Below are 22,118 nucleotides of genomic sequence, written 5' to 3' on the forward strand. Positions count from 1 at the left end.
TCTCAAGTGTAATAAAAAATAGCGGCTTTGCGGCGGGTCTAAATGCTTTTTTCCAGCATGCTGTACATATGGTGTCTCACCAGTTCGCCCATACTGTGGAGCCGCAGAAAAGACTGGTCCTGGTGAAAGTCTGCAAGCTCAAGGGAAAGTTCCTGAAAGTTTTCCAGTGGAGCAATTTCATCTTCCACCATGGCGGTGAACAGCTCTTCCAGGCGCACCCGTGAGCTGTGGGCTCTGCGGCGCATAAGGCTCCGCTCTTCATTCTGATACTGGCGGATGGTATCAACTGAAAGATTATCCCAGATCATCTCCACCACAGGCTGATTTTCCCGGTAGAACTGGGGCATGTACACTCTGAGCTGACCCTCATGACACTGGCGGTCGAAATCGATGGCCCGCACCCGGTATTGCTGGGAATCAAAATCCTGGGTGAGCACCATCACATAGTTATAACTGCGCATGTCCCCCAGCAGCTTCACGAAACATCTCTCGCTGAATTTCACAAACTCTTTGGCAACCCGGATGGGATTAATCTTGTTGCCCGATACATCCCCCAGGTAATCCTCGATAAACACATCCCCGGGAATGCCGGATATGTGTTCCTCAATGAGGGTGTCGCCGTATACCATGGAATTGATTCGGTTGGGTGAGAGAATGTGCTCCAGTTCAAGGCCGTATATTCTGCTGGCGTCGGCTTTTTTCACATAGTAATAGTCATGGTTATCGTTAAAGCGGTTCATCACCCGTATTCTGAACGGCTGGGAGTTGCCGAATTCACAGTAGTCTATGCGGTCGATGAAAAGGTGGTTCAGATGAGAGGTGTTTCCCTCCATCTTCAGCCAGGAATAGATAAGACGAAGCTTTTCCTCCAGCTGGTCACGGTCTCCGGGGCCGTAGAGCACGGTCTGCCAGTAGGAGTCCGCACCGTCTTCATGATACAGGGGGATCTGCTCGGAAAAATCCTTCAACTCTTCGTAATAGAGGGACTGTTCCATGCCTCTGCCGTGTTCCTTCAGATATTCGTTCAGTTTGCTGGATACGGGATATGAGGGCTTTTTTTTCTCTATATGAACCAGATCGTTTTCGGAAATTCGCAAACCTTAATCCCCTCTGTGCACTACGCTGCCGCTGGCCTGGCGGGTGGGCATAATGGTGAGCTGACTGATCTGGACGTGGCTAGGACGGGTACACACGTAGCGCACCGCATCTGCAATATCTCCGGCGTAGAGGGGCTCAAGATCCTGATACACCTTCTGTGCTTTATCATTATCGCCGTGGAAGCGCACCAGGGAAAACTCGGTTTCCGCAAGCCCGGGGCGGATGTTGCACACCCTCATGGCAGAGGAAACCGTATCGATTCTCAGGCCGTCGCTGATCATTCCCACTGCAGCCTTGGTTGCGCAGTATACTCCGCCGCCTTCATATGCCTGCATTCCCGCTATGGAGCCGATGTTGATAATCAACGGAGCTGATGAGCTTTCCAGCATCAGAGGGGCGATCCCCCGGGTCATGTAGAGAAGGCCTTTCACGTTGGTGTCGATCATCTCATCCCAGTCATCCATGTCCGCGCTCTGCAGAGGATCCTTGCCCCGGGCAAGACCTGCATTGTTCACAAGAATATCAATACCCAGACCCTCGGATGAAAGCTGAGACGCAAATTCTTTAACCGCCTTCCGGTCCCTGACATCCAGAACCACCGGCCGCACGGATACACCGTAGGTTTCTTCAAGCTGACGGGCAAGATTGCGGATTTTCTCTTCCCGCCTGGCACAGAGAATCAGGTTCACTTTTTCATGAGCCAGTGCTGCGGCGCAGGCCTCGCCGATTCCCGCGCTTGCACCGGTGATCACTGCGGTTTGACCCTCTAATGAAACATCAGTATACATACTATCTCCTGGTGGATGCTGGTTTACAGCCATAGGATAATGCAAAAGGACGGATTATGCATAGCGAGAATATTATAATCGGAGCGGGACCCATCGGAATTGAGATGGCGGTGAATCTGAAAAATGCAGGACAGCAGGTTCTGGTAATTGATGCGGGGTAGGTGGGCCAGACTATCATGAACTGGCCGGCGAGCACCCCGTTTTTTTCCAGTCCCGAGCGAACCGCCATTGCCGGCATTCCTCTTCAGACCGTCCATCAAAGCATGGTGACCGGGGAAGAGTACCTGGCGTATTTGAGAACGGTGGTTGAGCACTACGACCTCCATCCGCTGCTGTATCACCGGGTGATCTCGGCCCGGGCCCAGGGAGCCGGCGGTACAGGCGGGCGGTTTCAGCTCACGGTTGAGCACCGGGGAACGGAGAAAAAGTTCAGCTGCCGAAATCTCATTATGGCCCACGGCAACATGCATGCGCCCCGGAGGCTGGGTGTACCCGGTGAAGACCTTGAGTTCGTGGACAATTATCATGATGACATCCACCGCTATTTCCGCCAAAACCTGCTCATAGTGGGCGGCAGAAACTCCGCCGTTGAGGCGGCAATCCGTGCATGGCGTGGGGGTGCACGGGTGACCCTCATGTACCGCCAACCCGAACTTACTAAAGAGAAGCTCAACAGCCGATATCACCTTGAAATATCCATCCTTATGCAGAAAGAACGTATCCGGTTCCTAGGCTCGTCTGAGATCAGGGAAATTCGAAATGACGAGATCAGCTATCTGCGAAACGGGAAGGAAGAAACCGGGACGTGGGACTTTGTTCTCCTCTGCACCGGATTTGAAAAGGATCTGAGTCTGCTTCATGAACTGGGTGTGAAGCTCAACCCGGATGGCGAGCCTGTACTGAATGAACCGACCATGGAAGCCAATGTTCCGGGGCTGTATTTTGCCGGAACTTCGGTTTCGGGAGGACGGGACAGTTACCGGCAATTCGTGGGTACAAGCCACGTACATGTTGAAAAAATCCTGCGAAGTATTGCCGGGGAAAATGCCCGGGCAGTGACCGGAGACTATTTTCCCCGCAGCTACCCCTTCAGCCGGGCGGATATCGAACCGGTGGAGGGTAAATCCGTGGATGAAAATACGGCGGACAGATGAAATTCCCGCTTGACCCACTGAAACATCTCCGTTAACATGCATAAACATAAACCTTACAAAAATACTAATGTATTATTCTCCCGGCGGGAAATAGTACTGAGGTATTCAGGAGATGTTCTATGATTCATATATTGAAGCGCGGACTTCTGGTTTCCGCTTTTCTGCTTGTTTTTTCCGCAGCGCTCTTTGCCAACGGCAGCGGCGAAGAATCAGAGGTGGTGAACGTATACAGTCACCGGCATTACGACAGCGATCAGGAGCTTTTTGACGAGTTCACCCGCCAGACAGGTATTCAGGTGAACGTGGTTCTGGCCAAATCTGATGAGCTGATTGAACGGCTCAGATCCGAGGGTGAGAACAGTCCCGCAGACCTGCTGATTACCGTGGATGCCAGCCGGCTTTACAGGGCACAGGATCTGGGACTTCTCCAGGGAGTAACATCACCGGTTCTGGAGGAGCAGGTTCCCGCTCATCTCAGAGAGACCGACGGCAACTGGTACGGTCTCACCAAGCGGGCCAGGGTGATTGTGTACAACAATCAGGTGACCGAGCCAGAAATATCAACATATGAAGATCTGGCGGATCCCGGGCTGGGTGAATCAATCCTTATCAGATCCAGCAGCAATATTTACAACATCAGCCTGCTTTCATCCATTATTGCCCACCAGGGCGAGGAAGCTGCATCAGAGTGGGCTGAGGGTGTTGTGAACAACATGGCCCGTGCACCCCAGGGAAATGACCGGGATCAGATGAAGGCGCTGGTGGCCGGAGAAGGCCGATATGCGGTTGTAAACACCTATTATGTGGGACTTCTCCTGAACTCAAGCGATCCTGCCGAGCAGGAAGTGGGAGAAAAAATCGGCATTATCTTCCCCAACCAGGAAGGCCGGGGAACCCATGTGAATATCAGCGGAGCCGGAGTGACACGCTCAGCACCCAACCGGGAAAATGCCGTGAAGCTTCTTGAGTTTCTCACCGGTTCCCAGGCCCAGAGCGTATATGCCAACAAAAATTACGAGTACCCGGTGAATCCCGCAGTTGAAGCCGGTGAAACCGTGGCATCCTGGGGAGACTTCCAGGAAGACGACCTAGAACTCCGGAGAATCGGAGAAAACAATGCCGCCGCTCTGAGAATATTCGATCAGGTCGGATGGCAGTGAGAACCGGTCCGATAAGAATGGGCTCAACAAGAAAAGGCCCAATGAGAAGAGGAAATGATCCGAAACAATAACCTCCGGGGAGGAATCCGTTTCCTCCCCCGGCTGCCTCTCTATCCCTCCTGGGTTCTCATCCTGGGAGGGATTTCTGTGCTTCTCATCCTTCCATTTCTGGGACCTCTCTATGCCCTGCTTCGTCCGGGGAACGAACTCTGGCAGCATCTGAAAAGCACCGTGCTGCCGGATTACCTGCGGGATACGCTTGTGTTGTCCCTGTCGGTGATGGCTGTCACAGCGGTGATGGGCGCAGTCCCCGCGTGGATAGTCAGCCGCTACCGCTTCCCCCTGCGCAGGATGTTGGACAAGAGCATGCTTCTGCCCCTTGCGATCCCCGCCTACATTACCGCCTATGCGTATGCGGGAATGACCGACTATTTCGGACCTCTATGGAATCTTGGAACAAGGCTGGGTATGAGCGGCGAAGCACTCCGGAGTATCCGTTTCACCGGCATGGGAGAGGGCATGGGAGGACTGATCCTGGTGATGAGTTTTGCCCTCCACCCCTATGTGTATGTTATTCTCAGACATCAGTTCAGGTTCAGGATTACCTCTTCCCTGGAGGCTGCACGCAGTCTGGGGGCGGGGGAGCTGAAACAGTTTTTCGCCCTTGCCCTTCCGGCGAGCATTCCTTCTCTCACTGCCGCCCTGACAGTGGTCCTCATGGAGCTGTTGAACGAGTACGGTGCGGTGGTGTATTACGGCAGAAACACCATTACAACCGGCATATTCCGGGCATGGTTCGGCTTTTATGATCTCCCTGCAGCCCGTCGGCTCGGGGGGGTGCTGATGCTCAGCGTACTGGCAATTCTCTTCCTGTTCTTCCTGATTCAGCGGCGCAAAGGCTACGGCGATCATTCTCCCCGGGAACTGACTCCGATCCGGCTGAGGGGGATGAAGCGGCTCATCTTTCCCCTTTTGGTGATGCTTCCCATGCTCCTGGGCTTTGCATTTCCCCTGATCCAGCTGCTCTCCTGGGGAGTGCGGGTATTGCCGGGAACAAACTGGTCTCCGATAATTCAAGGGGTGGGGAACACCCTGGGGCTGGGTGTCCTCAGCGGAATACTCATCGTGATTCTCAGCATAGCCTTTGCCAACGGGAGAAGATTATCCAGCTACCCGATTCTCAACCGCTTCTCGGATCTCTCCCTGGTGGGGCACAGCGTGCCGGGTGCGGTAATCGCACTGGGGGTTTTGGGTATTGCATCGACCTTGGGGCAATACAGTTCCGTCGCTTCCCTGGTACAGAGCGGACTGATGCTTCTCATTTTTGCATATGTGGTACGCTTTATCGCCGTAAGCCATCGGGCAATTGCTCCGGTGATGGAATATCAACTGAAAAAACAGGATGAAGCCAGCCGGTCTCTGGGGGCGGGACCATGGAAGACCCTCTTTCGGATTCATCTTCCCTCCCTCTATCCGGCAATTTTCGGGGCACTGGCCTTAAGTTTTCTGGAAGTAGTGAAGGAACTCCCCCTGACCATGATTCTCAGACCATTCAACTTCAACACCCTTGCGGTGAGGGCCTATGAGCTTGCAGCCAATGAGATGGTTCAGGAAGCAGCGGTTCCCTCCCTTATACTCGTGGCTTTGGGACTTCTGGGGGTGATTCTCATACAGCACAGGAGCGAAACATGATTTCATTGGAAGTGAACGGGCTGAGCAAACGGTTCTCTCTCAGGACCCCGCCTGCGGTGAATCAGGTATCCATTCGGGTGAATGAGGGAGAAATTCATGCCCTTACCGGGGAGAGCGGTTCGGGAAAATCCACAATCCTGCGGATGATCGCCGGGTTCGAAGTTCCCGATGAAGGGGAAATTGTGCTGAAGGGGAAGACCGTCAGCCGTGCCCGGCCCCCCCTTCACCTGGTTCCGGAAAAACGTTCGGTGGGCATGGTGTTTCAGGATAATGCACTCTTTCCCCATCTCACCGTGGCGGGGAATATCGGCTACGGGGTCTCTTCAGATCTCCGGCGGCAGCGGGTGGAAGAACTCCTTGAGCTGGTTCATCTTACTCCCTATGCCCGGCGCTATCCCCATGAGATATCCGGCGGCCAGGCCCAGCGTGTAGCCCTGGCCAGAGCCCTGGCTCCCGGGCCAGATATCCTTCTCATGGATGAAGCCTTCAATTCCCTGGATCGACGGCTGAAAATGCATCTGCTTCCGGAAATCCGGCGCATCATCCATTCTGTGGGCATTCCGTTGTTGTTTGTCAGCCATGACAGAAACGAAGTGTTCGATATTGCCGACCGTATCAGCATAATGCACGAAGGCAGGATTCTGCAGACAGGCACCCCGTCCCAGCTCTACGGAGAACCCGTGGACTGCTATACGGCGGAATTTTTCGGAGATGCCAACTTCATCCGCAGGGAAGGAGCGACCTACCTCATCAGGCCTGAGCAACTGCGAATCTGTACTCCGGAATCGAAAAAGGATGATCCGGGCGCAGAAAGAGATGAGCCGGGCGTAAAACAGGCTGGGCCGGGCATAGAAAAGCATGATCCGGGCGTAAAACAGGCTGGGCCGGGCCAAAAACGGGCCAGTGCCTCCCGGGGAGGCAGGCAACCGGCGGATTCGGCGTCTTTTTCCGGCCGGATTCTGGAACGCCACTACCGGGGCGACCATCTGGAGCTTTGGCTCAGCTGCAGCCACCCTGAATGGGGGCCTGAAAATACCGCCATGAAAATGCGGGTGCAGGATCACCGCATCCCCTGGGAGAGTTTGACAGAAGGCAGTTCTGTGCTTCTAAAGCTGGAACCCGGAGCCATGGTGAAACTTGGCTAGTGCACCAAAGCTTGTAAAAAAACACAGCAAATACAAGCAGCAGTAATTCTTTTCCGGTGTATGGTTTATGAACACATTACAACCATACATCACCAGACTGCTGACCCAAATCAGCACAAATTCCCTTGATTTTACTCACCACAGCCCGGTCCCCCACTGCTCAAACCCCCATTGCCCCCGGTTTGCAGACCAGAAACCCCATGATCAGTCATGGTTCAGGTTTCATGGATGCTACTTCACCAAAGCCTTCGGCAGGGTTCCGCGTTATCGCTGTCAGGATTGCGGCAAGACCTTTTCCCTCCAGACATTCCGCATGGATTACTACGTGAAAAAGCCGGTGGACTACATCCAGCTGATTCGCCAGCTTGTCTCTTCCAGCGGACAGGGCAACATGACCCGCTTCACCGGTATGCGCTATGAGCAGATCCAGAACAGATACGAGCGCATCTGCCGGGTACTTCTGGCCATCCATTCTGATATGCGCAAGCTGATCAAACCGGAAGATGAGTTCGCGCTGGACGGCTTTGAATCCTTCAGCGTGAGTCAGTTCTTCCCCAACAACATCAATATCCTGGTGGGAAGCGGCTCAGAGTTGATATACGCAATGGGCTACTCCCAGCTGAGGCGTAAAGGACAGATGACAGATAAACAGAAGCAGAAGCGAACTGACTTGGAGCAAACCCTGGGCAAGGCTCCGGGAAATGCCGTTGAGAAATCGGTCCAGTCCATCCTTACCCACTTGTGTAAATACATGAAAGATAAAGACATACCGGATGTTACGCTGAATACCGACTATCACAAGGCGTATGTTCGGGCCCTTTCGAAGGTGCCTGAGGGCAGGTCCCGGATCCGTCATTGTCAGTATTCATCCACCCTGCCGCGCACCCCGACCAACCGGCTGTTCCCGGTAAATTATGTGGACCGGCAGTTTCGCAAAGATCAGGCGAACCACGTGAGGGAGTCGGTACAGTTCGCCCGATCTCCTGCAGCAATGATGGTGCGGCTGAGCATATATCAGATGGTGCATAATTATCTCATGCCCCGGAGGGTACGGGATCAGAGAAAAGGAAACTGGAAGACCAGAGGAGAACAGCTTGGCGTTCCGGGATGGAAGCTTCATGAGGTAATCAGAAAACACTGGAACAGGAGAGTTTTCCTGAACAAGTGCAACTTATGGGAGCATGAGAAAATGACCTGGCTGCTTGGATGGCGAAACCGGGGGATTGATTCAGGCCGCAGGCTGCCGTTTCATGTGTGGGTGTGACTGGGCTGAAGTGTAAGAGCCGGGGCGGTCGGGACTGGTTGCGGACCTGAAATCGGGCTGGATTCCGGATCGATTTTTCGGAGCGTATCGGCCGGACTGAGGTGAAAGTTTTTTACAAGCTTTGGTGCACTGATTTCAGTTTGCAAAAAGATGATCTTATTTGTAATTTATAAGAATGCACAGGTTTCCAAATATTACAGGTCAGAACCTACTCAGTGAAAAGGCATGGTTCCCTCAGCGTTTTAATCAGCGCTGGACCGTGGTTCTTGTGGGATTTCTCATGGAGCATCAGCACGACATTGCCCAATGGATCCCCCGGCTTGAAGAATGGGAAGAGCGCATCCCGTTCTTTGAATATATTGAAATGCCGGTGATGCCCCGTTTCGATTTCACTTCCAGGGCTTCCATATTTTTAAGCATGCGCTGGTTCATTCCAGAAAAGCGCCGGAGAAGGCGAACCTATCCCATCTATACGGAAATGCGGGATTTCCTTATAGCAACCAATACCCCATCCCAGGTACAGGCCAGGGCCATGCTGGTGGACAGCCGGGGGCAGATACTCATTAATGCCGCAGGCTCCCCCAGCGAGAATATCATCGAATTATTCGAAAGAAGAATGGGAACTGAAACCAGCGAAATCTGGCAGCGGCCCTAAAATATTGTACAGTGCACCAAAGCTTGTGAAAAATATCAATTTCGAAAATTTCGACCGTACTGGTGGTGTCGGGTATTTTTCAGGCACTAAATATGTTGGTTTTTGTTGGTAAAAGGAGTGCTTCACAAGCTTCTGTGCACTGATAAACGGGCTGCATGCCCGTATCAGCCGTGTTATAATTCCTCCGTTATCAGTAGACCATATCAACAACCTACGGAGGAAGTCCTATGCCCGACACTACCAACGAAAAAGATACCCGTAAAACCGACGGCGATTACACCCCGCCGGGAGGATCAAGCATGGATCACCGCATCAGTCTCGGCGGAGAAACCATGGACTACAGTGCTTCTGCGGACTGGATGGTTCTCCGGAAAAAAGATAAGCCTGCGGCGGAGATGTTCCATATCAGCTATGTGAAAAAGGACGGAGGAGACCGGCCGATTACCTTTGTTTTCAACGGAGGACCCGGCGCTTCATCGGTTTTTCTTCATCTGGGAGCCATGGGGCCCCGGCGGGCCCGTTTTAATGCCGACGGCACCGCTCCTCCTCCTCCCCACAGCCTCATGGACAATGCGGACAGCTGGCTCGAGTTTACCGATCTGGTGTTTATCGATCCCATCGGTACCGGCCTGAGCCGTCCGGTGGATGAGAAAGAAGGGAAAACCGGAAACGGCGGCAACGGGAAAACTGACGATTCCCAAAGCGGCGCTTCCGGTGACGATTCCAGCGAGTACTGGCAGTTGAAACGGGATTTGGAATCTCTGGGTGAATTTATCAGCAAGTACCTCTCCCGTCACCGCCGCTGGGAAAGCCCGGTATATATTGCCGGTGAAAGTTACGGCGGATTCCGCACCGCCAAGCTGACCAGAATGCTTCAGCAGGATTTCGGGGTGGGGCTTTCCGGAGCCATCATCATTTCACCGGCAATGGAGTTCACCCTCCTTGACGGCTCGGACTACGATGTACTCATGTGGCTGGATACTTTTCCCACCATGGCGGCGGCGGCCCATGTACACGGAAAGAGCAGGAAAAAACGGGAAGGCGAGGATCTGAGATCCTACATGCAGCGCGCTGCGGATTTTGCCCTGAAGGATCTGCTTCCGGTTCTTGCGGCAGGAGATATGTACGGAGAGCAGAAAAAAAAACGGGTGCTTCGCCTGGCTTCGGATTACCTGGGACTCTCCCGGGATACCGTAGTGAAAAAGAACGGCAGAGTGGATATCCGGTATTTTGTGAAAAACCTTCTGCGGGATCAGGGGCTCCATCTGGGACTCTACGATGCATCCCTGAAGGTTCGGGACCCGTATCCGGACCGGGATGAATACACCGGACCTGATCCCACACTTCATAACGTCGACCGGGTTTTTGCCGCAGGTATCAACACCCAGCTGCGTAAGCACATCGGTCTGGAAACCGAGCGGGATTACACAATTCTCAGCATGGATGTGAACAGCAAGTGGAAAATCGACACCAGAAAACACGCTCTGCAGAGCCAGGTGGGCGCCACCGATGATCTTCGCTACGGTATGAGCCTGAATCCCGATATGAAGGTGTTTCTCTGTCACGGGATATTTGACCTGGTGACTCCCTATTTTGCAGCCGAACGGATATCAAACCTGATGAAACTGGGAAAGGATCAGAAACGTCAGCTTCAGGTAAAGCATTATGACGGGGGACACATGTTTTACACCTGGGAATCCAGCAGACATCAGTTCTATCTGGATATGAAGGATTTGTATTCCCGAAATTCGGAGGAATAAGTGATCCATGTCAGGGATCTGATTTTCCCCCATCCTTAAGAAAGCAGATAGGCGTGGCATTTGAGACTCCCGCCCTTTATGAGAAACTCAGCGGTGAAGAGAATCTCCGCTTTTTCGCTGCTCTGCAGGATGCCGATGGCGAGTCATTGAAGGTCGCATTTCAGGCAGCTGCTGATCTGGGCTTGGAGGGAGATCTTTCCAAGCCGGTTGGGGCGTATTCCAAAGGGATGAAGGTCCGTCTTAACTACTGCCGGGCGCTTGTCCACAATCCCCGGCTGCTTTTTCTTGATGAGCCGGGGGCGGGATTGGATCCGCTGCTGCAGGTGCGGCTGAGAGAACATATCCTCCGTCAGAAAGAGTCGGGCAGAACAATCATCCTGACTACACACAATATGGAGCTTGCGGAGAAGCTCTGTGACCGTCTGGGAATTATATCCTCAGGGAAGCTTAAAGCCCTGGAGAATCCTGATGTATTAAAAGCAGCCTATGGTGAACAGCTCCTTGAAATACGGACCTCTTCTGCCATTGAGAAGTTCCCGCTGGATGGGCTGGCGTCCAACGCCCGTTTTCTTGGACTGCTGGAATCGCCGGATCTGCGTTCTGTACGCACACTTGACGCCAGCATGGAACAGGTGTTTATAGCGGTGAGTGATGAACAATAGCGTAACCCTTTTCAGGCTTGAACTGAAGCATCTGTGGAGACAGGGAATTTTTGCTGCTTTTCTCTTTCTTGGACTGGTTTTGGTACCGGTTTTAACTCTCCTTCCGGCCCAATGGCACAGAGCGGGGCTGTTTTTAATCCTCTACGTGGACGCCGCACTTGCGGGTTTTCTCTTTTCCGGCGGACTCACTCTCCTGGAGAACGGTCAGAATCTGCGCCCGGCCCTGGAAATCATTCCCGGTGCCAGGAAAACTATTCTTCTTCTCAGAATTGCCTCGTTTGCGTTGCTCGCAGGGGTGGTTTCGTTGCTGGTATTCACGCTGGCTGCTCTTATGCTTCCCGGCAGTATTTCACCTGCCTCCGCACTGTATCTGTCATGTTTCTTGATCATCGGTTCTGTACCCTCCACGGTTCTGGGCATGATTGCCGCTGAAAATAAAGAAAGTACAAACGGTTTTCTACTGGGCGCTATTCCTGCAATGTTCCTTTTTCTTCCCGCGCTTATCCTTCTATTTCTCAGCCGGGACTGGACTGTAGTTTTCTTATCTTTTGTATTGCCCGGCGGCGGAGCGGTGCTGGCTGCCAGGGCAGAGCAGTTCTCCGGTGAATTCATGCAGGATATCGCCGGAATTCGGGTATTTATCATTTCCGGCGGGGTGGGGCTTGCCAATACCGCCCTCTACTCCTGGCTTTGCATCCGCCGCTATCTCAAGAGGCCTGGAGGGCTGTGATGATGCAAAGAAAGCTGAATTTTGTCACAGCAAGTTTGAACAGAGACCTTAAGATGATGATGCGTGATGGATTTCTTATCCTGATAATCATTGTTCCCCTGCTTGCCGGGACCGCACTTGGCATTCTTTACCGCTTCCTCATACCTTTTCTTGACAGAAGTCTGGGACTCAGTCTGTCGGATCTTTTGGCCCGGGAATATCTTCCCCTTCTCCATCTTTTTCTCATACTTCTCCCCTCCATAATGACCGGGATGGCCGGGGGTTTTATCCTTCTTGAGGAGCATGAACAGGGACTCAATCCATTCTGGGGTCTTTCCTTCAGAGGTCCGTTGCGGATATTCATTCTCCGGCTCCCGCCTCTTATGTCTATTTACCTCATCAGCTGCTGGGGCAGCAGAGTTCTGTTTTCACTCTCCGCCGGCTTGCCCTTTGTATTTCAGCCTCTGCTTCTCATAATGGGGATACTCGAAGTTCCCGTTTTTGCTCTGTTTCTGGCGGGAAATGCGGCAAACAGGGTACAGGGACTTGCCCTGGGGAAGCTGATTTCATTCTTTGAGATGGCTCCTCTGGCGGCATATTTTCTTGATGGCCGAATACGCTACCTGTTTTCTGTCCTGCCGCCATTCTGGATGGCTGAGTATCTCCGGGCCGGGAGAAACGAGCCGCTGCTCCTTGTACTCTCCTTGAGTGTACATCTGCTGTGGATTTTCCTTTGTTTTACCGGCTATCGAAAGAAACTCTTTTAGTCTGCAATTCTCATGTATATACTGTAGGGAGATAACTGGAGGAATTGTGAAAGAAACCAGACTCATGGCAGTAATGTTTACCGATATTGCCGAATTTTCCCGGATGATGGAGGAAGATGAGAAACGCACCATTGAGCTGCTTGAAGAGCATCATGGAATGGTGTTTCCCATCATCGAGAACTTTAATGGGCGTCTCATCGATTCGGTGGGTGACGGATTGCTGCTTACTTTCGAATCCCTGCTCGGGGCGGTCAGCTGTGCCCTGAACATCCAGAATGCGGTGGCAGAGCGTAATGCGTCGGTGGAACCCGGGAGAAAATTCAATCTCCGTATAGGGCTTCATATGGGCGATATCTGGTTTGAGGAGAACAATATCTACGGGAACGGGGTGAACATAGCTGCCCGGCTTCAGCAAATGTCCAAGCCCGGCGGTATCTGCGTTTCCGAAGACGTGTACCATCAGATTAAAAACAAGGACAGCGTTCAGTTCCAGGAAGTTCCCAACCCTGGTATGAAAAATATATCCAGGGACTTCCGGATCTTTTATGTGAAAACCGGTCATGAAGAAACAATCCTCAATGAAAACAGAGAGGGAAACAAGGCCTCCGGCGAAGAACGGAGTCATGAAGGCGACGGCAGTTCTGCAGGGGACGAACATCGGGGAAGCGGCGGCACAAAATCCGGTTCGAGTTTTCTGGGTATGGATGTGGCCGAAATAATCAAGGATGCCATTTCAACCGGTTTCAACGATTCCAAAGAGGAGCGTGGTGAGAAAAAGAGCCGCCTGGAACAGAAGATTGAAAATTTTGTAGAAAAAACCCTGGATTTTGCAGTGAACAGCTGGGAAAACATGCCGGAAGAAAAAAAGAACCGGGTCATGGCGGAATTGAAAGACAAGGACTGGTATGTGGATATTAACGGGGAAGGTTCCTCCCCGGGATCGGCAGGCGGAGCATCCGCGTATTCAAGCTCACAAGCCTCCGGCACCCGGCCGGACACAGAGGGCTCTTCTTCCCAGGGCCGGGATGAACAGGCGGACACGAATCCCGGCGGCTTCCAGGCCGTCCATCGATTCAATCCTGAAGGTTCGGCAGATAACGATGCCGGTTCACGGCATCGGCCCCGGGTGAGCAAGGGGGGCATAGATCTGGGAGACTTGAAAATCTCATTCGGGGATAACGAGCCCAAGGAAGAAGATAAAACCGGGGACATGGTGTTCGGCCTGCTGGCCGGAAGCGCTTCGCTCTGGGGAATTCTCGCCAATGGTTCGCCCTGGTTTTACGTTACGTTTTTCTTTCTGGGCCTGTTGCCTCTGGTGTTCGGCATTGTGGGTACGGTGAAAAACTTCGGCATCCGTAAACGGCGTAAACAAAAAGAGGCGCTGGACCGGGAGCGGAGAGTTCTTTCTTCCGCAAGCGCCCACGGCGGCATGCTCACGGTTGTGCAGTGCGCCCGGGCGGCGGACTTGGGTTTCGAAGAAGCGGAGAAGGAGCTGGAGAGGCTGTGCACCCGGGGCTGGGTTGTGCAGGATTTCAACGAAGAGGGCACCGTTGTGTACCGCTTTCCCGCACTTCCGGGAACCGATGCGGCTGATTAACCTGCCGGCCGGAAAATATCAATCCATCACATCCCGGGAAATGCCTGCTTTGAAATTCCCGCTCTGATATCCCCCGAAAAAACCTACTCCACCCGCTTTCGATCCAGCAGAATAAGCTGATCTTTCAGATCATTCATGGATTCGGCGGAAAGCCAGATATCCTGAAAGTTCTTGTGCTGAATCACATGGGCCAATCCGGCGATGAGTTTCAAGTGATCATCTCTCCTGTCTTCCGACCCAACAATAATGAACATTGCATGAATGGACGGATGGCTGTCGTCGAAATACAGTCCTTCCCGGTCCCGGAGAAGAACCAGATGAATTTCATCCCGACCTGGTATTAAGATATGGGGAATTGAAACGAAGTCTGTGAGAGCAGTGGTGAAGCGGGACTCCCGTTCTTCCAGAAGCCGGGTGATTTCCTCCGAAGTCATTCCGGTTTTCGGGGCCAGTCGGGAGCCCGCCATCTGAAAGGCGCCGTGGACTGATTCCCGGTAATCAATGTCCACGGTGAGGGCTTCCGCAAGCAGGCGGTCGGTAAGATCCTGGCTCAGCTGTTCCCTGTTTCTCAGAATACTTCTCAGCTCAGTCTCCAGCCCTTCGTTTTGAAGTCTGTTATCCACGGCGTTTTTTACGAGATGGAGGGCTGCGTACTCATATGAGTTTTGCCGTTTTCCGTAGAGCAGATATATCAGAAGCCCTCCTCCGGCGAACAGCAGAAGGATTTCCACACTGCTGATTCCCAGCTCTACCAGAAATATGGCCATAAATACCAGGGAAAGGACAGGGACAAGTGGGTACCCCGGCAGAGAAAAGAGGGGCCGGTAATTGCGTACTCCGCTTTCCCGGAGAACAAGCACTGCGATATTCACCGCCATATAGGAGATTAAAATCACCGTGGAAGCGAGTTTTACCAGTGCTTCCAGGGGGATAAGAATGGAAAGTCCGATAAAAATAGCGGTAGTGCAGAGGGCGGGTACAGGAATTCCCTTTTGGTTCTCCCCGGATATTCCCCTGGGCAGCAGCCCGTCCCTGGACATTGCCAGGGGATATCTGCTGGCCGACATGAGCCCCGCATTTCCGGTGGTGATAAATGCCAGGCTGGATGCAACGGCGATCACGTAAAGTCCGGCCGAACCCAGCATGGCAAAGGCACCGTCGGCAATGGGCGTGAGGGAACCGGAGAAGAGTTCCGGAGGAAGGACTGCGGAGGTTACCGCAACCATGGCCACGTAGAGAAATGTGATGACAGCCACCGAAGCGAGAATGGCCCTGGGGATATTCTTTCCGGGCTTTTTCACCTCTTCGGCCATGGTGCTCACGTTCAAAAGCCCTCCGTAACTTACGAATACAAAGGCGCCGGTGGCAATAATTGATCGGAGAAATCCGGATCCCGGGCCTCCGTTGTTTATTCCGCCGTTTATTCCTGAACCGGAAGAATTCAGAGTGAGTTGATTCTGCATATATTCTATGCCGGCTTGGAAAATTCCCCCGTCCCAGCGAATGGTACCAAACAGCGAGTACACCAGCATAATCAGAAGAAGCACTGCCACGAGAATTATTTCAAAGCGTACCGCCCCCTCTGTTCCGGCGAGGTTCAGCAATAGGAATATCAGGGTAAGAACCAGCGCGGTGATCTGCAAAGGGAAGCCGAAGAACAGGTACCCCATTTCAGCCAGACCGTAGATGGCGAAGGCGGTCTTCAGCATCAGTGCAAGCCAGCTTAAGAGGCCCATTATTGTACCCACCATGGGTCCCAGGCTCCGGGTAATATAAAAATAGTCCCCTCCCGCTTTGGGCATGGCGGTGGAGAGTTCGATTAACGCCAGACTGGACATAAGGGCGACCAGACCGGCGAGAAGATAGCTGAGGGGTGCCAGGGAACCCAGGCGGGAATACGCCAGCCCGGGCAAAATGAAAATTCCGCTGGATATCATGGTTCCGCTGGCGAGGGAAAACAATGCGATCCACCCGAGTTTATGCCTGTTGCGGCCGTCAGATGAAGAACCGGCGGAGGAACGGATCGATTTCATGGGAGCTCCTTATCCATTAACATTACTCATACATATCAACATAGATAATACCCAGGAAAACCCTCCCTGGCACAGAGGAAGTTACGGAATTCGATCATTTTTTCTCAGGAACTGCGTCATATTTCCCCTTGCTCCCGCAGGCTGATATATTCGGTGGCGGAGAAGATAATATGATCCAGGAGACTGATGCCCAGGATGTCTCCGGCTTCCTGGAGTCTTCTGGTAACTTCCATGTCTTCGCTGCTTGGGGTGAGATTTCCCGAGGGGTGATTGTGGGCTACCACGATGGCGGCATTTCTTCCGGAAATGGCCGGTGCAAACACTTCCCGGGGATGCACCAGCGACCGGTTGAGCAGTCCTTTGCTGATCATCTCGTAACATGTGAGCTCGTGGGCTCCGTTCAGGCAGAGTACGAAGAAGTGTTCCTGAAGACGGTCTCCGTAATGCCTAACGCAGTTCCATGCATCCTCCGGACTCTGGATTCTCCGCAGACCGGGCTTATAGCGCCTCCTGCCCAGCTCCAGCGCCGCTGCTATCTGCATGCTTTTGACCCGTCCCAGACCCCGTATCTTCGTCAGCGCCTCAGTGTTTCCAGGTGCCTGCCCCCCGCCGGAGTCCAAAACCACACATGCCTGCATGGCCACATCCAGAACACCGCTTCCTTTCGCTCCCCAGCCGATGAGCAGGGCAACCAGCTCTGCATCGCTCAGACTGCCGATTCCCAGAGCCTGTGCTTTTTCCCTGGGCGGTCCGGCAATTTCGCCGGCGTATTCGATTGATTGGTTTTTCATATGAAGATAACCGGGGAAATCAGTTGATTTGCTTTACCGACTCCCGTTCGACCAGTTCGGGTGTAATTTTTACATGACGCTGCTGGAGGGGGCTTCGCTGTCCAGCTCTTCGAAGAGCATTTCCGCAGCCCAGCGGCCCAGACTGTACTTTGGATGTTCAAATGTCGTGAGTCCCGGGGTTAATCCCTTTATATCATCAATATTATCAAAGCCGAGAATCGACATTTCATCGGGTATGGATATGTTCCGGCTTTTCAGATACCGGAACCCCTGGAGCGCAACTTCATCATTGTAATAGAAGATTGCAGTAGGCCGGCCTTTCCCCAATGCCAGCAATTCTTCACTGAAGTGGGCGCCGGGAATTTCTTTTTCATCTTTTTCCACAAACGTTTTGATGAATTCCGGCCGCTCCTGCATATTGTGATCGGATAGCGCCTTTAAAAACCCTTCCAGACGGTGACAGAGGGAAAGGGTGTCGGTTTTAATGATAATGGCAATGTCTTTGTGACCCTTTTGGATCAAATATTGGGCGCTTAAATAGCCCGACTGAAATTCGTCCACCTCGATACTGGAATTACTGAAAAAAGGTGCTGAAAAATGGGTGAAAATAACCGGTACATCCAGAGACTGGAGGAGCAGCGAGGTGGTGTCGCTGGGCTGCATTAGTGCGGAGAAGGTGGGTTCGATGATCAGTCCGTCTATGCTGATCTCGATCATTCGCTTCAATGATGCAACTTCCCGGTCGGTGTTATGAGCTGAGTTGGAAAGCACCATTGTATATTCCCGTGAATGCAGCACATCCTCGATGCCGTGAATGATTGCCGGATAAATGCCGTCAAGGACGGTATGATTAATAACGCCGATCAGACCGGATCGAACTTTACCGGAGTTTTTGAACCCTTTGAAGTATGTGCCCTTTCCCTGACGGGTTGCCAGAACATTCAAATTTACCAGCTCGTCAATAGCCTGTCGTACGGTATTGCGGCTCACATGAAATAATTTCACCAGTTTATTTTCCGAAGGAATGAGATCTCCGGGCTGCAGCTGTTCTTCCTGAATATAGCTTAACAGCCGTTTTTTCACCTGTATGTATTTCGGCAGCTGTTTTGATTGATCTTCCATTCTTCACCGTCCGCAACTGAATTATGCACACGTTAGCATGATAATTAAGATAATACAAGTTGTTGATATGTAGGTACAAGTAAGATGAAGGTGATCGGCGTAAACGGCGCAAAAGATACTTTTTCTAGTACATACCCCCAACCGATATAGTCGGGAGACGATAAATTCGGCGAAATTACCGGAAAATTTTGGAAATGCATCATATCCAGCATTGGAAAGAATTATTTAAATTTTATTCTTGACATAAATATTGGTATGCTTGAGAATGCTTGTACCAACAACTGGCGCAAGACCAGATTCATTCCAAGGAGGATTGAGATGAAAAGAATCATGCTTTTCACTCTGCTGCTTCTGAGCAGCATTGTGTTTGTATTTGCCGAGGGTGGTGCTGAAGAAACCGCTCCCGAAGATCTGGCGGGAACCACAATTTCCATTCTGTCATTTTCCACCGAGTTTAACGATCAGGGGATAATCGCTGATTTCGAAGAGCGCACCGGAATCAACGTGGAGATGGAAGTAGTTCCCACAGAAAACTACGAAGCAAAGCTTCGTCCTCTTCTGGCTACCGGTACCGAAGTACCCGATATTTTCCTGGGTGAGGCTGCATTCGTACGGCAGTTCGTGGAAGCCGGTTACTGGGACACTCTCTCAGAAGCTCCCTACAACGCAGATACTTCGAACATGTACGATTATGCCGTTGAAATGGGTTCCACCGAAGAAGGCGATGTTGTAGCTCTCACATGGCAGACCACTCCAGGCGGCTGGTTCTACCGAAGAAGCATCGCCCAGGATGTTTTCGGAGTGGAATCTCCCGAAGAAGTGGCAGAACTCTTTTCTGACTGGGACACTGTTCTCGAAACAGCAGAAACGCTTAAAGAAAACGGATACGCCATGTTCCCCGGAATCGGTGAAACACTGTTCCGCATTTTCTATGCGAACCGTGACGAAGCCTGGGTGAACGATAACAACGAATTTGTAATTGACGATCAGATCAAGGAATACTTCCGTGTAACCAAGACTGTTCGTGATATGGGCTATGATGCCAAGTTGGCAGACTGGTCCGGTCCCTGGTTTGAAGAGATGAACACAGCCCCCGGCGATGCCAACGTATTCGTGTACGGTTTTCCCACATGGGGACTTCAGTTCGTTATTTCCGGACAGGAAAACTCCAGCGGCGACTGGGCGGTTACTGCCGGTCCCGGCCCATTCTTCTGGGGAGGAACATGGTTGGGTATTTATGAGGATGCTCCGGCGACCAACAAAGCTGCAGCCTGGGAATTCATCAAAATGCTTACCCAGGATGAAGAGTATATGACCATGTACGCCAAGCGTTCCGAGGATTTCCTTTCCAACAAGGAAGTTATGGAAGAGGTGGTTCCCACCATGTCCAGTCCTGTGCTTGATGGTCAGAACCACTTTGATTTCTTCGCAGAAGCTGCGGAAGAGATCGACGGAAGCACCATCAAAGGCTATGACTACCAGATCAACCAGATTCTCAGCCAGGTGATGAACGAATACCTGGAGGGCGGACTGGGCTATGAAGATGCCCTGCAGGAACTCACAAAACGTGTTCTTGAGGCCTACCCCCGTCTCACGGCAGCAGAGTAATTTTTCGTGAGCCGCCGGCATATGCGGGATATATTCGGCGGCTTCCGGGAATGACCGGCACCGGTGCTGTGGAAACAGTGCCGGTGTTCTTCTGTATCCCTTCAGCCTTGGGTATGGAGCCGCACCGGACGGGATTATACAGAACGGTTCTGTTCAGAGATATATCTGTGAAAGGTCTGTGTGGGGAATCATGGATATAGCTGTGAGCAGAAATTAGAAAAGTTTTACTTGGAGGTACAAGGTGAAATCATACGAACGCTATGGGTACTGGTTTATACTGCCCTTTTTTATTGCTTTTGCAATTTTCTGGGTGTATCCGGTAATTAACACCTTACTGACCAGCCTGACGAATGAAGACTTCACGATGGCTGAAAAAAGTTTCATCGGGCTGAAGAATTATGTAGATGAACTTACCAGACCTGCATTCTGGCGGGCATTGGCGAATACCTTTATTATCTGGATTCCCAATATCATTGCTCAGCTCAGCATCGCATTGTTTCTGGCCGTGGTTATGACTGATAAACGGATGAAAATCCGCGGTGTGGGGGTGTTTCGGGCGGTGTTTTTCTTCCCCAACCTGGTAACCATCGCATCTGTGGCAATCCTTGCGTATGCCATCCTTGACTGGCAGCGGGGGACGCTGAACCAGATTCTGTTTGGAACCGGACCCGAGGCAGTGGAGCAATATATCTTCTGGCTGAATGATCCGGTGGCCAGCAGAAGCGTGGTCTCCATTGTTCAGACCTGGATGTGGTTCGGCTACACGATGATTCTATTCATGGCCGGCATACAGACCGTACCCCAGAGTCTTTTTGAGGCCGCCATTGTGGACGGGGCCAACAAATGGACAACCTTCAGGCGCATAACCCTGCCCCTGCTGACCCCCGTAATGGTCTATGTGGTGATCACCTCATTCATCGGGGGGCTGAATATGTTTGACTTCCCGTGGGTGCTCTCCCAGGGCAGGGGAGGTGCCGAACAGTCCCTGACCACCGCAGTTGTGTATATGTATCAGAGAGCGTTCCAGTGGTATCAGCTGGGTACCGGATCGGCAATCTCCTACATTCTGTTTGTGATGGCGGCGGTTTTCTCCGTCTTCTACCTGAAATTTACAAAATCTCGAAATGAGGGATAAGGTTATGAGAACAAAAGATTTATACCTCAGTAATATTCAAAAGCAAAAGCAGAGCGAAATAGTATCCAAGGTTCTGATCTATATTTTTCTGATTGTACTGGTGATTCTCTGTATCGTTCCGTTTTATCTGATGATTGTGAATGCAACTCGGTCGAATGCGGAAATCAACCGCGGTCCCACCTTCATTCCCGGTTCCCATCTGGTGGAAAACTGGAAGACCCTCACGCTCGGCCGTCTGGATCCTGAAACCGGCTTACGAGCCGGGGGCTTGAATATTATGCGGGGGTTTATGAACTCCCTGTATGTGGCCATGACCGGTACCATTCTTGCAGGCTATTTCTCGGCACTCACTGCATACGGATTTACCATGTATAATTTCAGGGGTAAAAAAATTCTGTTTGCGGTGCTTCTGTCGGTTATCATGCTGCCGCCGGTTATTACGCTGATCGGTATTTTCAAGCTGATGGTGGGGCTGGGGCTGTACAACAGTCACTGGGCGTTGATTTTGCCGGCCATCGCCAGTCCGTACACGGTGTTTTTCCTGCGGGGATATATCGGATCTGCGTTCAACAAGAGTCTGCTTGAAGCGGCACGGATGGACGGTGCTTCCGAACTGGGAATTTTCCACCGCATCGCAATGCCTCTCATATTTCCGGGGATTGCCACCATGTCTATCTTCGGTTTTCTTGCACAGTGGAATAATTACCTGATGCCCCTGATTCTGCTGAACAAACAGTCGAAATACACGCTGCCCCTGGTGATTCAGCAGCTCAATACAACCACCTACAACAGGGACCTTGGTGCTCTGTATACCGGTGTGGCGGTAAGTGTCGTGCCCATCATTATTGCCTTTGCCTTCTTCTCACGTTACCTCATAGCCGGTATAAGCTTCGGAGCCGTGAAGGAATAAGCATACAGCCTCCTCTTCTATCAGTCTTTTGGGGCTCTCCTTCGGGAGAGCCTTTTTTTGCCGGGCTT

20 protein-coding genes are annotated in these 22,118 nt (G+C 52.1%); 15 read left to right on the forward strand and 5 right to left on the reverse strand.

Annotated elements, in window-relative coordinates; translation table 11 throughout:
• Positions 1–38: 38 nt before the first annotated feature.
• On the reverse strand, positions 39–1,097 hold the full coding sequence (locus L21SP2_RS03455; protein WP_024267096.1) for a hypothetical protein: 1,059 nt from the start codon (positions 1,095–1,097) through the stop codon (positions 39–41).
• Positions 1,098–1,100: 3 nt separating this feature from the next.
• A complete protein-coding gene (locus tag L21SP2_RS03460; protein ID WP_024267097.1) occupies positions 1,101–1,886 on the reverse strand; it encodes an SDR family NAD(P)-dependent oxidoreductase in 786 nt (261 codons plus the stop codon).
• A gap of 56 nt (positions 1,887–1,942) precedes the next feature.
• Between L21SP2_RS03460 and L21SP2_RS17900 the strand changes: the two genes are divergently transcribed.
• The 12 genes from L21SP2_RS17900 to L21SP2_RS03515 all read left to right on the forward strand — a co-directional run bounded on the left by L21SP2_RS17900 (position 1,943) and on the right by L21SP2_RS03515 (position 14,451).
• On the forward strand, positions 1,943–2,047 hold the full coding sequence (locus L21SP2_RS17900; protein ID WP_081719442.1) for an NAD-binding protein: 105 nt from the start codon (positions 1,943–1,945) through the stop codon (positions 2,045–2,047).
• A complete protein-coding gene (locus tag L21SP2_RS03465) occupies positions 2,048–3,040 on the forward strand; it encodes an NAD(P)-binding domain-containing protein (protein ID WP_053335568.1) in 993 nt (330 codons plus the stop codon).
• A 119-nt stretch (positions 3,041–3,159) separates the two neighbouring features.
• Positions 3,160–4,200, forward strand: a complete 1,041-nt coding sequence (locus L21SP2_RS03470) for a Fe(3+) ABC transporter substrate-binding protein (RefSeq protein ID WP_024267099.1) — start codon at positions 3,160–3,162, stop codon at positions 4,198–4,200.
• A gap of 54 nt (positions 4,201–4,254) precedes the next feature.
• Positions 4,255–5,892, forward strand: coding sequence for an ABC transporter permease (locus L21SP2_RS03475; RefSeq protein WP_024267100.1), 1,638 nt, complete (start codon positions 4,255–4,257; stop codon positions 5,890–5,892).
• Positions 5,889–7,037: an ABC transporter ATP-binding protein gene (locus L21SP2_RS03480; RefSeq protein WP_024267101.1), complete on the forward strand. Its 1,149-nt coding sequence runs from the start codon at positions 5,889–5,891 to the stop codon at positions 7,035–7,037. Before L21SP2_RS03475 ends, L21SP2_RS03480 begins: the two co-directional genes overlap by 4 nt.
• Before the next feature lie 67 nt (positions 7,038–7,104).
• On the forward strand, positions 7,105–8,301 hold the full coding sequence (locus tag L21SP2_RS03485) for a hypothetical protein (protein ID WP_041401111.1): 1,197 nt from the start codon (positions 7,105–7,107) through the stop codon (positions 8,299–8,301).
• Between the two features lie 175 nt (positions 8,302–8,476).
• On the forward strand, positions 8,477–8,956 hold the full coding sequence (locus L21SP2_RS03490; RefSeq protein WP_024267103.1) for a hypothetical protein: 480 nt from the start codon (positions 8,477–8,479) through the stop codon (positions 8,954–8,956).
• A gap of 227 nt (positions 8,957–9,183) precedes the next feature.
• A complete protein-coding gene (locus tag L21SP2_RS03495; RefSeq protein ID WP_024267104.1) occupies positions 9,184–10,716 on the forward strand; it encodes a S10 family peptidase in 1,533 nt (510 codons plus the stop codon).
• The gene (locus tag L21SP2_RS03500) at positions 10,713–11,378 is read left to right on the forward strand and encodes an ABC transporter ATP-binding protein (RefSeq protein WP_280113278.1); all 666 of its coding nucleotides are present in this window, start codon (positions 10,713–10,715) and stop codon (positions 11,376–11,378) included. Before L21SP2_RS03495 ends, L21SP2_RS03500 begins: the two co-directional genes overlap by 4 nt.
• Positions 11,368–12,108: a hypothetical protein gene (locus tag L21SP2_RS03505; RefSeq protein ID WP_024267106.1), complete on the forward strand. Its 741-nt coding sequence runs from the start codon at positions 11,368–11,370 to the stop codon at positions 12,106–12,108. Before L21SP2_RS03500 ends, L21SP2_RS03505 begins: the two co-directional genes overlap by 11 nt.
• Complete coding sequence (locus tag L21SP2_RS03510; protein WP_024267107.1) at positions 12,108–12,854, forward strand: hypothetical protein; 747 nt, start codon at positions 12,108–12,110, stop codon at positions 12,852–12,854. The genes L21SP2_RS03505 and L21SP2_RS03510 overlap by 1 nt, the downstream gene beginning before the upstream one ends.
• A 46-nt stretch (positions 12,855–12,900) precedes the next feature.
• Positions 12,901–14,451, forward strand: coding sequence for an adenylate/guanylate cyclase domain-containing protein (locus L21SP2_RS03515; RefSeq protein WP_024267108.1), 1,551 nt, complete (start codon positions 12,901–12,903; stop codon positions 14,449–14,451).
• Positions 14,452–14,534: 83 nt separating this feature from the next.
• On the opposite strand, the gene L21SP2_RS03520 is transcribed toward L21SP2_RS03515, so the two are convergent.
• The 3 genes from L21SP2_RS03520 to L21SP2_RS03530 form a co-directional block, all read right to left on the reverse strand.
• Positions 14,535–16,484, reverse strand: coding sequence for an amino acid permease (locus L21SP2_RS03520; RefSeq protein WP_024267109.1), 1,950 nt, complete (start codon positions 16,482–16,484; stop codon positions 14,535–14,537).
• 116 nt (positions 16,485–16,600) lie between these two features.
• On the reverse strand, positions 16,601–17,275 hold the full coding sequence (gene radC, locus L21SP2_RS03525; protein ID WP_024267110.1) for a RadC family protein: 675 nt from the start codon (positions 17,273–17,275) through the stop codon (positions 16,601–16,603).
• A gap of 69 nt (positions 17,276–17,344) precedes the next feature.
• On the reverse strand, positions 17,345–18,397 hold the full coding sequence (locus L21SP2_RS03530; protein WP_024267111.1) for a GntR family transcriptional regulator: 1,053 nt from the start codon (positions 18,395–18,397) through the stop codon (positions 17,345–17,347).
• A 318-nt stretch (positions 18,398–18,715) separates the two neighbouring features.
• Between L21SP2_RS03530 and L21SP2_RS03535 the strand changes: the two genes are divergently transcribed.
• The 3 genes from L21SP2_RS03535 (at position 18,716) to L21SP2_RS03545 (ending at position 22,050) form a co-directional block, all read left to right on the forward strand.
• Complete coding sequence (locus tag L21SP2_RS03535; RefSeq protein WP_024267112.1) at positions 18,716–20,005, forward strand: ABC transporter substrate-binding protein; 1,290 nt, start codon at positions 18,716–18,718, stop codon at positions 20,003–20,005.
• A gap of 241 nt (positions 20,006–20,246) precedes the next feature.
• On the forward strand, positions 20,247–21,140 hold the full coding sequence (locus L21SP2_RS03540; protein ID WP_024267113.1) for a carbohydrate ABC transporter permease: 894 nt from the start codon (positions 20,247–20,249) through the stop codon (positions 21,138–21,140).
• A 4-nt stretch (positions 21,141–21,144) separates the two neighbouring features.
• Positions 21,145–22,050, forward strand: coding sequence for a carbohydrate ABC transporter permease (locus tag L21SP2_RS03545; protein ID WP_024267114.1), 906 nt, complete (start codon positions 21,145–21,147; stop codon positions 22,048–22,050).
• The last annotated feature ends 68 nt before the right edge of the window (positions 22,051–22,118 follow it).

Source organism: Salinispira pacifica (genome assembly GCF_000507245.1).
Lineage (GTDB): Bacteria > Spirochaetota > Spirochaetia > DSM-27196 > Salinispiraceae > Salinispira > Salinispira pacifica.